Here is a 12,232-nt window from a genome sequence, read left to right as displayed (position 1 = left end):
GTGAAATCTAAATCTCCAACACTTCCCACTTTTCCCGCCATGGACAATAGGTCGAATCGTTCCGATCGCCACCAGCCTCGAACGCGATGGGAGAAGTTCACATTGACAAACACTCGAATTTTCCCGCCCATTCTACCGCCGGCCTCCCATTCCCATCTGGAAGCGCTATTCCGAACCGCGAAAATGTTACTATCAACAGTTCAGAATCGAATGTAGAGCAGAGATTACACCCCACCAGATGCAGAAAACACACCCGATGCGATCGCCCTCTCCGGGATGGCATCGCCGCCGCCGAATTCCCGCAATCGCCCGATTTCTGGCTTTATTTTGTTTGGTCGCCTTCGTTGCGATCGCCTGCGGAACCGGACCCGAGGGCCAAACCCCCGCCACTTCGGACACCGATCGCATTGTCGTCGGGACGACCCAGAACCTCCGCACCCTCGACCCGGCGGACGCCTACGAGGTGATCTCCGGAACCCTCCTCTACAACCTCGGCGATCGCCTCTACGCCTACAAACTGGGCACCACGGAACTCCAACCGGAACTGGCGACGGATTTTCCCACCGTCGGCGACGACAACCTCACCTATACCATCCCGCTGCGGGAAGGGGTGGTGTTCCACGACGGGACCCCCTTCGACGCCGAGGCGATGAAATTTTCCCTGGACCGGTTCATCCAAAAAGGCGGGCCCCCCTCGTCCCTGCTGGCGGACACCATAGACACAATTGAGGCGACGGGGGAATACGAACTCACCATCACCCTCAAACGGCCCTTCGCGGCGTTTCCGTCCCTGCTGGCCTTTTCGGGCACCTGTGCGGTGTCTCCCGCCGCCTACGCCATCGACGGACCCTTCCAACCCGATATGTTTGTGGGCACCGGACCCTATGTGTTGGCGGAATACGGCGTGGACGTGATTCGCCTTGACCCGTTCGAGAATTATTGGGGGGAAAAACCCGCCAACGAGGGGATCGATTTGCAGCGATTTACCAGTTCCGCCAACCTGTTCAATTCGTTTCGCAGCAATGCGGTGGATGTGGCTTACGTTTCCTTGGAACCCGACCAGATCGCGAGTTTATTGGAAGGGGCCGAAGCGGGGAACTGGCAAGCGATCGCGGCGGACGGAAATACGGTCAATTATATGGTGTTGAACGTCAATTCCGAACCCCTGAATCAACCGGAAGTCCGGCGGGCGATCGCGGCTTTGATCGACCGCAATTTAATCAATAATCGCATCTTGCGGGGACAGGCCGAACCCCTCTACAGCCTCATCCCTACCACCTTTGAAAGTTACAGCCCCGTCTTCCAACAAACCTACGGCGACGGCAATTTTGACCAAGCCAAACAACTCCTCGCCGAGGCCGGATATACCCCGGAAAATCCCGCCGTGGTGGAACTGTGGTACGGCGCCAATTCCAACAAGCGAGCCTCACTGGCGGCGACGCTGAAAGCCCTGGCCCAGGAAAATTTGGGCGGCGCGTTGCAACTCGAACCCAAGAGCGTGGAAACCACCACCGCCTATCAAAATTTGGACAAGGGAATTTATCCGACGTTCATGTTGGATTGGTACGCCGATTTCTTGGATGCGGACAATTACATCCAGCCCTTTTTGGGCTGCGCGAAAGGTTCGGAAGAAACGGGATGTGAAGAGGGGGCGAGTCAATATCAGGGATCGTTTTATTATAGCGATCGCGTCAACGAATTGATCGACCAGCAGCGGACTGAACAAGACCCCCAAAAGCGTCGGGCGATCTTTTTGGAAATTCAAGAAAGCCTCGCCAGCGACGTTCCTTTCATCCCCCTCTGGCAAGATAAAACCTACATCTTCGCCCAAAATAATATCGGGGGAATCCGCCTGCAAGTTAACCAGCAGTTTCCGTTCTGGCCCCTGGAGAAAGTAAATCCGGAGTAAATCGGATCTTTTTTTGACCCTACGGTATCGAATCGGTAGCACAGGCATCCTGCCTGTGCGACTTGATGGTTGTTTAATTCAAAATATTGTTGGTTTCGATGAATTGTTTCAATTCTGACGCCATTTTTTTGGACTCGACGCGATCGGGGTGTCCGTTTTGCGCTTCAAAAGAATAGTTGTAAAACCAGGTGTTGTAACCCTCCTGTTTGAGTTCGTTCGCCACTTCTTCCGCGTATTTGTCCGCATTTCTCGCCCATATGGGAGCCGGGGCAAAAATGAACGGGCGGTTTTTGTCATTTCCATATTTTTCGTAAATATCGCGGGCGATCGCTTTGTAGGCATTTTTCCACGTCGGCACGTCGTCCAAACCGTTGCCATATTCGTCGTTGACACCCATCGCCATAATCACCAAATCGGGGGTGTAGCGGCCGAAATCCCAGTCCGTCCGAGAAAAGCCGCCCTCCGACGAAGGGCTCAGTTTGTCGTAGGTGGCATCGAGTCCCGTATTGCCGCTCTCAAAATAGCCGGTTCCGCTCCGCACAGCCAAACCGGCGATGCCGTTATTGTGAATGTCCGCATTCAAATCTCTCGCCAACGTATTGGCGAAACTCAAATAGGCATTGTTATCGCCACAATCGCCGTCGCCTTCGGCACAACCTGCACTGGCCCCTTCGGTGACGGAATCGCCGAACACTTCTATTTTTAAAGCCGGTTTCTCGCCGGCGAGAATGCCTTTTTCTTCGTCGAGTACCAACCCGTGAAACACCAAACCCCGGTTGCCATTTCCCGGCCCTTCCAGTTTGATAATTTCCAAGGTGTGCGTGCCGTCGGAGAGTCCGGTGGCGATGGTTATTTCTTGTTTTGAGGCATTTTTATCGACTTCTTTGATAATCAGATCGCCGCCGTCGATGATAAATCCGACTTTCGTATCGTTGTTGGAGTTGTCGGAAAATTTGGCTTTCAGGCTGGTGCCTTTAAATTTGACGTTGATGATCGAACCCCCGTAGAAAATGACGGGGTTGGCACTGTCGCTAAAATCGATTCTGCCGGAATATTTGTAGCGAGAATCGGAGGGGTCGGTTTCGTCTCCGACTGCCGATAAAAAGGCGGCTAAATTCGTTTGCATTTTGCCGTCGGCTGCGCCGCAACCCAAGAGCCAGGAGCAAGCCACCGTCAGACTTGCAAATCGAATCATTTTTTTCAAGGTTGTCGAGATCCAAATCGATGCGATCGCCCGATCGCTTCCAGAAACGCCTTTCGAGGGAATGGGGGGGCGATTCAGTAAACCAGCGGAATCAGTTTTTTGACCCGCCGTTTGTACTCCGAATATTCGGGATATTTGTCGATCAGCCATTGTTCCTCCCGCCGAGATTTGATGTCCAAAAATAAAAACAGAATCGCAGTTATTGCCAAATGGGAGAGGCTGAGAAAAAAGAGCGTCCAGCCGAAGGTGACAAAGATTAAGCCGCTGTAAAGGGGGTGGCGGACGACGTTGTAGACGCCAGATTGAATCAAATTTCCGGTGTCTTTGGGGTAGGGGAGCGGGGTGAGGTTTTCGCCCAAATCCATCAGTCCCTTGACCATGAGAAAGACGGCGATCGCGTCAAATAGAATGGAAATTCCCCAGATTAAATACATCCACGGGGACGATTTCAGGGCCACCAATCCGGGGATCGGATAGACGGGAAGCAGGACGAATCCGACCAGCAGGAGTCCCTGGATCGCCACCAAATACTCCCCCCGCTTTCCGGTTTTCAAACCCTCCCAGGTCAGTCCCCAATCTTTGAAAATTTCGTTCATGATTCCAACAGTTTTTCATCCAATTCTCGGAGGCGATCGAGGGCAATTTTGGCAGCTTCCGATACCTGCGGGTGGCCGTCTTTCGCCAGGTATTTGAGGGCCGCCGCACTCTTGGAAGTCGGGAGATTTCCGAGGGCTTCCGCGAGTCGCTGCCGTACCAGCCAATCCTCCGACTGGGCGAAATCCAAGATCCGGTCGATCGCCTCGAGATCGCGAATTTCTCCCAACGCCGCGATCGCAGCCTGTTGGAGGATCACCTCGTCGCTGTTGAGGGCCGAAATCAGCACCTCGTGGGCGCGGAGATCTTTCAAATTGCCCAGAGACACCGCCGCGCTGAAGCGCACCAGCCAATCGGTATCCTCGTAAAACGCCCGCATCAGGGGTTCGACGGCGCGGCGATCGCCCAGGTAGCCCAGGGCCCCGGCCGCGTCGGCGCGGATGCCGTAGTCCGGATCGCTTTCGAGCAATTTTACCAAAATCCCGTAACATTCGGCAGTGGGTTTGATTCCCAGGGCGAAAACCGCCATCGAGCGGATTTGCAAACTCTGGTCGTCGAGGACTTTTTTGATCAGGGGGACTGCATCTTCCGGGGAGACCTGCCGCAGGGATGCCAGGGCCAACATCCGATCACGGGTATTTTGACTCTCCAATTGGGCGGCAATTCGGTCGAGGGGAAAGGTCGCGCTCATCTCAACTTATTAAAACTTTACATTTTGAATTCCCCCACATTATAGAGAAAATCAAAAAATTGGGTCATTCCCTTCACCCCCCAGTGTTAGGATTACCATACAGGAAAAATAGCAAACGGTTCTCGGGTGCGACCCGCACCGGCCAACGCCTCCATCGGTTATGCCCTACTCAGCGCCCCACTACTCCTCCGCCCTCGAACAGGCGGTCGATCGCTACCCCCTCACCGTGACGCCGGACACCTCCCTGGCCGACGCGATCGCCCTGATGGGTCAGTTGCTCAACCGCTCCGCGATGCCCCAAAACACAACGGACGACCCCGGAACCTCGGAGGGGGCGACGGCAGGGGTGCGGCCGGCCGAAGGGCTGCGGGCCACCTGCGTGCTGGTAGTGGACAAGTCGGCCCCCGGCGGCCCGGACATTCTGTCTCCCCCGCCGGAGGGGGCGAACCTGTTGGGCATCTTCACCGAGCGGGATCTGGTGCAACTGATCGCCACGGGCATTTTGGACAACCCCCGGGAGGCCCCCCTGCACAAAATCCGCATCGGGGAAGTCATGTCCGAGGCCGTCCACCAACTGACCGAATCCCAAGATCAGGATATTTTTACCGCCCTGTCGATGTTCCGCCAGCACCAGATCCTGCACCTCCCCGTCCTCAACCGCGACGGCCATTTGGTGGGGGCGATCACGCCGGAGCGAATTCGGCAAGTCCTGCAACCCTCCAACATCCTGAGAACCCGGCGGGTAGCCGACGAGATGATCGCCGACGTACTCAGGGCGCCGGCCAACACCTCCGCCCTGAATTTGGCCCAGCGGATGGCGACCCACCAGACGAGCTGCGTGGTCATCCACGAGGCGTCCCGGAAAAAGAAAGTGAAGCCCCTGGGGATCGTCTCGGCCCAGGATATCCTCCTGGCTCAGTTTTTGGAGTTAGACCTCAGCCGCACCCCGGCGGCGACGATCATGGGGAAACCCCGCTTTTCCCTGACGGCCCAGGATTCCCTGTGGGTGGCGCACCAGGAGATGCAGGCCCGCCAGGTGCAGCGGCTGCTGGTGTGCGGCGAGGGGGGGGAACTGCGGGGGATCGTCACCCAGATGAGCCTGCTGCGGATGCTCGACCCCACGGAGATGTACCGGGTGGTGAAACAACTGCAGCAGTCCGTCTACCAGCTCCAGGCGGAGAAGATGGAACTGCTCAGGAGCCGCAACGTGCAGTTGGAGAAGCAGGTGGCCGAACGGACGGCCCAACTGCACGAACAGTTGCAGCGGGAGCGGCTGCTGGCCAAAATTTCCCTGCAGATCCACCAATCCCTGAATTTGGAAGACATTCTGAATACCACCGTGGCCGAGGTGCGATCGCTCCTGGAGGCAGACCGCGTCGTGATTTACCACGTCGTCAACGGCGAAACCGGACAACTGGTGGCCGAGTCGGCCGCTTCCGGATGCGGTTCCCTCTCGCACCCCCAGCTCACCCAAACCGCGATCGCCCACTACCTGCAGGCCTTCGAGCGGGACTACATCTACACCGTCCCGGACATCCGCGCCGGCGACCTGCCCCCGGCGGAACGGGTGCGCCTGCACCAAGAACAGATCGAATCCTATTTAGGAGTCCCCATCCTCCAGGACGGGCAACTGTGGGGCGTGATCGAGGTGCAGCAGTGTCACAAATCCCGCCACTGGCTGCCCGCCGAAACCAACCTCCTGCAACAACTGGCGACCCAACTGGCGATCGCCATCTACCAAGCCCAACTCTACCACCAAGTTCAAGCCCTCAACACCGACTTGGAAAAACAGGTGCTCGACCGCACCGCCGAACTGCAACACAAAGTCCAAGAACTCCAGCAGTTGAACATCCTCAAAGACGACTTTCTCAGCACCGTCTCCCACGAACTGCGGACGCCTTTGGCCAACATGAAGATGGCGATCCATATGCTGAAATTGGCACCGACGCCGGAGCGGGGCGAGCGGTATCTCAGCATTTTGGAGGCGGAATGTTCCCGGGAAACCAACCTGATCAACGACCTGTTGGACTTGCAAAAATTGGAGGCCTCCACCGCCCCCATCAGCCTGGAAGTATTGAACCTTTCCAACTGGATTCCCCGCATCACCCAACCCTTCTATTCCCGAGCTCAGGAACGCCAGCAGGTGTTGAGCGTGGACTGTCCCCCCGACTTGCCGCCCGTCCGCACCAACACCGGCAACCTGGAGCGGATCATCGCCGAATTGTTGAACAATGCCTGCAAGTACACCCCCGACGGCGGGGAAATTCACCTGGGAGTTGAACGCGGCGCCGGCGGGATTTCCGAAGCGCCTCAAAAGACCGCCCGCTCCGGCGATCGCCTGCGGTTTAAAATTGCCAACCAGGCCGAAATCCCGGAAAAAGAACTGCCCCGCATTTTTGACAAGTTCTACCGGGTGCAAAACGCCGACCCCTGGAAGCAGGGGGGGACCGGTTTGGGATTGGCGCTGGTGGAAAAATTGGTCGAACAACTCGACGGCAAAATTCGGGTGACGAGTCAGGACTGCTGGACGACATTTACCGTCGATTTTCCGGTTTAATCTCGATGGGAAGATTGCATATAATTGGGTTGACTGGAAACCGAACGACTGTCTTTTATTCTGGAATGCCAAGATGACGAAAGCCAAAACCGAAAAACCGAGCGAAACCCCCGCCACCTCCCAGCCCACCCGTACCCCGCCCTGGGGCCACGTCACGGTTTTGGAGGAGGGCGATCGCTACCGGATCAATCGGATCGTGATCAATCCGGGCTACCACATCAGCACCCAAATGCACTACCACCGCAGCGAACACTGGATCGTTGTGGCGGGGACGGCCAAGGTGGTCTGCGGCGGTCAGGACATTACCCTCACCCCCAAACAGTCCACCTACGTCCCCATGAATACCCCCCACCGGGTGGACAATCCCGGGGTGATCCCGCTGGTGATGATCGAGGTGCAGAACGGCGAATATTTGGGCGAAGACGACATCACCCGCTTTCCGGAAGAAGATCGAAAAGTTGACGACAAAAAATAAAACAATCAGATCCAATTCCGACCGCAAAAGATCTGGGGCAGGGGGGCGACCGGAGGAAAATCCTATCTGTATTCTTCCTCCCCTTGACCGTTGCCCCCTCGGCTCCCTCCGCCCCCTCCCACCCGACACTCTCTCTTGAGGGTGAGTCGTCGCATCGGTCACCGGGTTAAAATCCAAAGTTGAATCGATCGACACATCGGCGGTCGATCGCCGCGATCGCGCCCACTTTCTGAACACCATTTGGGGGAAAGACACTTGAACCGTCCGACCTCGGCCGTCACCCAACCCGATCCGGTGTCGGAAGTCGAGTTAATCCAACAGTTTTCGCGAGTGAGCCGGTGGGCTGCGATCGCGATCGCAGCGGTCGGGTTGCTGGGATGGGCGGCGAACCTGTGGACGGGAACCCCCACCCTCCCCCACTGGCTCACCATCCGGGGCTACATCGCCCTGGCTGCCATCGGGTCGGGGGTCGCCCTCGACCTGTGGCAGCGCCACCACCTGCGGGGCATCAGCCCGCCCCCCCCGATCCGGGCGTTGATTTGGGGCGGTGGCGCGACCGCCGTGCTGATCGGGGCGGTCGGCCTGCTGGATTTCTTCGCCGGCGGTGGACTCGCGGCCGTCAATTGGCCGATCGCCCCCAACACCGCCGGCGGCGCGATCACCCTCGGCGGCGGCGTGCTGCTGTCGGTGAGGGGCCGCAACGCCGCCGCCCAGTTCTGCGGCCTGCTGGCCCTGCTGATCTCAATTTTGGCCCTCGTCGGCCACCTCTACCACTTCGCCCCCTTTTACAACGTCGGCTCCCCCAACCCGATGGACATCCAGACCGCCGTCGCCCTGCTGCTGCTCTCCCTGAGCATCTTGGGTGTCCGCCCGGACCGGGGGTGGATGGCGGAAGTCAGCAGCCCCTACGCCGGGGGCATGATGATCCGACGCCTGCTGCCGGTGACGGTCGCCATCCCGATCCTGCTGGGATTGTTGATGTTGGCGATCGCAGTTTACTCCCCCGTCGGCATCGAAAACTTGACCGCCCTCCGCACCATTCTGGGCATCCTCGTCTTCGCGGCCGTCCTGTGGTGGAACGGCCGCAGTTTGAACCGCATCGACGCCTGCCGCGAAGAGGCGCAAACTTCCCTGCTGCAATCGGAACGGCGCTACCGGGCCATCTTCAACCAATCCTTTCAGTTCGTCGGGCTGCTAGACCTCGACGGCACCCTCCTGGAAGCCAACCGCACCGCCCTCGACTTCGCAGGGGTGCAGGCGAAAGATGCCATCGGCAAGCCCTTCTGGGAAGCCCCCTGGTGGCGGGGGTCGGCCGAGAACCGGGCACAACTGCGGGAGGCGATCGCCGGGGCACTGCGGGGGGAGCCAGTCCGCTACGAAGTTGACGTTCTGGGGCGGGGTGATGCGACGGCCACCATCGACTTTTCCCTGCGCCCCATTTTGGACGGCGACGGAAAAACCATTTTCCTCATCCCCGAGGGGCGGGATATCAGCGATCGCAAGCGCCTCGAAGAACAAATCCGGCAGTTCAACGCCCAACTCGAAGCCCGCATCGAGGAGCGCACCCGGCAACTGGAAACGAGCAACGACCGGTTGCGGCGGGAAATCGCCGATCGCCGGCGGGCTGAAACCGCCCTGCGGGAGTCGGAAGAACTGTTCCGCGCCACCTTTGAACAGGCGGCGGTGGGCATCGCCCACGTCGGACTTGACGGCAGTTGGCTGCGGGTGAATCAAAAATTGTGCGATATCGTCGGCTACACCCGGGAAGAATTACTGCAAAAAACCTTTCAGTCGATCACCCATCCCGAGGATCTCTCCGAGGATTTGGAACGGGTACGACAACTGATAGCCGGTCAGGTCGAGAGTTATGCGATGGAAAAGCGCTACATCCGCAAAGATGGTTCCTCCGTTTGGGTCTCCCTTGTCGGTTCCCTGCGCCGCCACCCCACCGGGGAACCCAACCACTTTATTGCCGTCGTCCGGGACATTTCCGATCTCAAACGGACCCGGGAAGAACTCGAACGGCGTCACCGGGACCTGAAAGAGTCCGAGGAAAAATTCCGGCAGTTCGCCGAACACATCCGGGAAATTTTCTTCAGTTTCACCCCCGACTACGGCCGGCTCCTCTATGTCAGCCCCGCCTACGAGGAGCTGTGGGGGCGCAGTTGCCAGAGCCTCTACGACCGCCCCGACAGTTGGTTTGAAGCCGTCCACCCCGAGGACCGCGATCGCGTCGGAACGGCTTTGGAGCGGGCGATCGCCGGGGCCCCCTTTGAAGAGGAATATCGCGTCTGCCGGCCGGACGGCTCCGAGATCTGGGTGCGCGTCCGCACCTCCTTCGTCCGCAACACGGCCGGGGAAGTCCTGCGGGTCGTCGGCGTCACCGAGGAGATCACGCAACGGAAAAACGCGGAACTCAACCTCGCCGCCCAACTCCGCCAACAGGCCGATGTCGCCCTCCTGTCCCAGAAGGCTCTCTCGGGCTTGGAGCTCTCCCAATTGTTTGACGAGACGGCCGCAGAAGTCGCCGAGAGCCTCGGCGTGGAATACAGCAAAATCCTGCAACGAATCCCCGGGGGAGACGGCCTGCTGTTGAGGGCGGGGGTGGGTTGGGCTGAAGGCTTGGTGGGGCGGGCGGTCGTCGCGGCTGACCGGGATTCCCAGGCGGGTTACACCCTCCTGAGCCGCGAACCGGTCGTCGTCGAATCGCTGGACTCGGAAACCCGGTTTTCCGGCCCGGAGCTGTTGAAAGATCACGGGGTCGTCAGCGGCATCAGCGTGGCGATCGAGGGGGCCGACGACCGTCCGTTCGGCGTTTTGGGGGTTCACACCCGCCACCGACGCCACTTCGAGCACTCCGACGTCAACTTCCTGCAGTCCGTGGCGAATTTGTTGGCGTCCGCCATCGCCCGCCGGGAGGCGGAGCGGGAACTCCGGCAACTCAACGCCCACCTTGAAGAGCGGGTGCGGGTGCGGACGCGACAACTCCAGAAGAGCAACCGGGAACTCGAATCCTTTTCCTATTCGGTTTCCCACGACCTCCGCGCCCCCCTGCGGGCGATCCAAGGCCTGACTCAGGCGCTGTGGGAGGATTACGGCAGCCAACTGGCGGACGACATGGCCCGGGAGTACACCCACCGGATCATGGCCGCGGCTACCCACATGGACACCCTGATCCAAGATCTGTTGGCCTACAGCCGCCTGGGGCGGGCCGAGATCCACCTGAACCCGGTGGCCCTCGACGGTGTGTTGGAGGAGATCCGGGACACCCTGGATTTGGAGCTGAGTGACGCGGGGGTGCAACTCAAAATTGCCCCCGATCTGCCCGTCGTCTACGGGAACTACCGCATTCTCTACCAGGCGATCGCGAATTTGGTCGCCAACGCCGCCAAGTTCGTTGCCCCCGACGTCCGGCCGACGGTTTCGATCTGGGCGACCCAAAGCGACGGCTGGGCGCGGTTGTGGGTGGGAGACAACGGCATCGGCATCGACCCCCAGTACCACGATCGCATCTTCCGGGTGTTCGAGCGCCTCCACGGCGTGGAATCCTACCCCGGCACGGGGATCGGGTTGGCGATCGTCAAACGCGGGATCGAGCGCATGGGCGGGCGCTGCGGGGTCGAGTCGCAGCCGGACGTGGGGAGTCAATTTTGGCTCGAACTGCCCACCTCCCCCCCCGGGGAGGGCGCACCGAATTCCGCCCCCGGCCCGTCGGTCTCCGCAGACCCGCTCACGGTCAAGTCTTCAAATGGTTGGGAAAAAAGCGAAAAATTTGACCAAAATATGAGATAATTTGGAGAAGTAAGGAATTGAAATTTTCATTCCGAGATGACCTGGAAAGGATGAGCTTCCCATGGGGTTCCTGATTGATTTCCGGCTAATTGTTTCCCAGTTTTTTGAGTGGAGGAGAAGTGGGAGGGGTTGATTGAATTTTCAGGGAGCGGTCGGACGACCTTTCGGTTGGATGAGAAAACGTGCTGAGGATTTCTAAGATCGAGACCGGCCAGACCACAAACAGCGCCAGTCCGGTCAGAATTGCCGTAGAGCTGGGCTTTGACCGGACCGAAAGTCTGGGTTGGTGGACGGCGATCGAGCCAATGGGATATCACATCGTAAGCTAGAAGCAGCCACAGCCATGTCCCACTCCACTTTAAAATCCCCACACCTCGAAAGGAGATTGATACCCGTGTCGGAACGGAACCCGTCGGAAATTTTGCTGATCGAAGATGACTCCAACGACGTCTTTTTGATTCGGCGCGCCTTCGGGCGGATCGATGCCAAGTTGCCCCTGCGGGTGCTCGAAGATGGAGAGGTCGCGATCGCCCATCTGAACCAATTGATCGCCGAGGGGAACCGCGAACAGCACCCCCTGCCCCTGTTGATACTGCTCGACTTGAAACTCCCCCGCCGTTCGGGACTCGAAGTTTTGGAATGGCTCAAACGACAGTCCGCCGTCTGCCGCATCCCCGTGGTGGTACTGACCTCGTCCCGGGAAAGTGTGGACGTCGATCGCGCCTACGATTTGGGGGCCAATTCCTATTTGGTCAAACCCGTCTCCTTCGACGCCCTGTCGAACATGATCCAAACCATCGACACCTACTGGCTAAAATTCAACCAGTCTCCCTCCATCCAAAAAGCGTGATCTCCAGTTCCGATCGTCCGCGATCGTACAGATTTTTGCTCCGGAGAAATAATTTTTGTTCAAACAATTCTGGCGGATATGATGTAAGCTCACCCCGGTCTAAAGACGCGGGGCTTTCGCACTAACCCGTTACAGTATCTAGCCAAGAGCAAGATAGAGG

The 12,232-nt window shown here is 58.6% G+C and carries 8 protein-coding genes; 5 read left to right on the top strand and 3 right to left on the bottom strand.

Annotated features, from left to right (window positions below; genetic code table 11):
- Positions 1–238 precede the first annotated feature (238 nt).
- Positions 239–1,909, top strand: coding sequence for an ABC transporter substrate-binding protein (locus tag LKE08_RS25860; RefSeq protein ID WP_324707168.1), 1,671 nt, complete (start codon positions 239–241; stop codon positions 1,907–1,909).
- 73 nt (positions 1,910–1,982) lie between these two features.
- Here the strand turns inward: LKE08_RS25860 and LKE08_RS25855 are convergent, their stop codons facing one another.
- From LKE08_RS25855 to LKE08_RS25845, 3 genes are all read right to left on the bottom strand, one after another.
- Positions 1,983–3,104: a GDSL-type esterase/lipase family protein gene (locus LKE08_RS25855; RefSeq protein ID WP_324707167.1), complete on the bottom strand. Its 1,122-nt coding sequence runs from the start codon at positions 3,102–3,104 to the stop codon at positions 1,983–1,985.
- Between the two features lie 83 nt (positions 3,105–3,187).
- On the bottom strand, positions 3,188–3,709 hold the full coding sequence (locus LKE08_RS25850; RefSeq protein ID WP_324707166.1) for an isoprenylcysteine carboxylmethyltransferase family protein: 522 nt from the start codon (positions 3,707–3,709) through the stop codon (positions 3,188–3,190).
- Positions 3,706–4,398 (bottom strand): HEAT repeat domain-containing protein, encoded by a 693-nt coding sequence (locus LKE08_RS25845; protein ID WP_324707165.1) that lies wholly within the window; start codon positions 4,396–4,398, stop codon positions 3,706–3,708. The genes LKE08_RS25850 and LKE08_RS25845 overlap by 4 nt, the downstream gene beginning before the upstream one ends.
- 160 nt (positions 4,399–4,558) lie before the next feature.
- Here LKE08_RS25845 and LKE08_RS25840 point away from each other — a divergent pair, with 160 nt between their 5' ends.
- The 4 genes from LKE08_RS25840 to LKE08_RS25825 all read left to right on the top strand — a co-directional run bounded on the left by LKE08_RS25840 (position 4,559) and on the right by LKE08_RS25825 (position 12,072).
- The gene (locus LKE08_RS25840) at positions 4,559–6,955 is read left to right on the top strand and encodes a CBS domain-containing protein (protein WP_324707164.1); all 2,397 of its coding nucleotides are present in this window, start codon (positions 4,559–4,561) and stop codon (positions 6,953–6,955) included.
- Positions 6,956–7,028: 73 nt separating this feature from the next.
- The gene (locus LKE08_RS25835) at positions 7,029–7,430 is read left to right on the top strand and encodes a phosphomannose isomerase type II C-terminal cupin domain (RefSeq protein ID WP_324707163.1); all 402 of its coding nucleotides are present in this window, start codon (positions 7,029–7,031) and stop codon (positions 7,428–7,430) included.
- 255 nt (positions 7,431–7,685) lie between these two features.
- Positions 7,686–11,222, top strand: a complete 3,537-nt coding sequence (locus LKE08_RS25830) for a PAS domain S-box protein (protein WP_324707162.1) — start codon at positions 7,686–7,688, stop codon at positions 11,220–11,222.
- Positions 11,223–11,616: 394 nt separating this feature from the next.
- The gene (locus LKE08_RS25825) at positions 11,617–12,072 is read left to right on the top strand and encodes a response regulator (protein WP_324707161.1); all 456 of its coding nucleotides are present in this window, start codon (positions 11,617–11,619) and stop codon (positions 12,070–12,072) included.
- Positions 12,073–12,232: the final 160 nt, after the last annotated feature.

The organism is Lyngbya sp. CCY1209 (assembly GCF_035615495.1).
Taxonomy (GTDB): Bacteria; Cyanobacteriota; Cyanobacteriia; order Cyanobacteriales; family Microcoleaceae; genus Limnospira.
This window is presented reverse-complemented; position numbering and strand designations above follow the sequence as displayed.

What these genes read in the sequence shown, in the direction of transcription:
- LKE08_RS25855 (WP_324707167.1), bottom strand. Translation starts at nt 3,104, where the DNA reads ATGATTCGATTTGCAAGTCTGACGGTGGCTTGCTCCTGGCTCTTGGGT.
- LKE08_RS25850 (WP_324707166.1), bottom strand. Translation starts at nt 3,709, where the DNA reads ATGAACGAAATTTTCAAAGATTGGGGACTGACCTGGGAGGGTTTGAAA.
- LKE08_RS25835 (WP_324707163.1), top strand. Translation starts at nt 7,029, where the DNA reads ATGACGAAAGCCAAAACCGAAAAACCGAGCGAAACCCCCGCCACCTCC.
- LKE08_RS25840 (WP_324707164.1), top strand. Translation starts at nt 4,559, where the DNA reads ATGCCCTACTCAGCGCCCCACTACTCCTCCGCCCTCGAACAGGCGGTC.
- LKE08_RS25845 (WP_324707165.1), bottom strand. Translation starts at nt 4,398, where the DNA reads ATGAGCGCGACCTTTCCCCTCGACCGAATTGCCGCCCAATTGGAGAGT.
- LKE08_RS25860 (WP_324707168.1), top strand. Translation starts at nt 239, where the DNA reads ATGCAGAAAACACACCCGATGCGATCGCCCTCTCCGGGATGGCATCGC.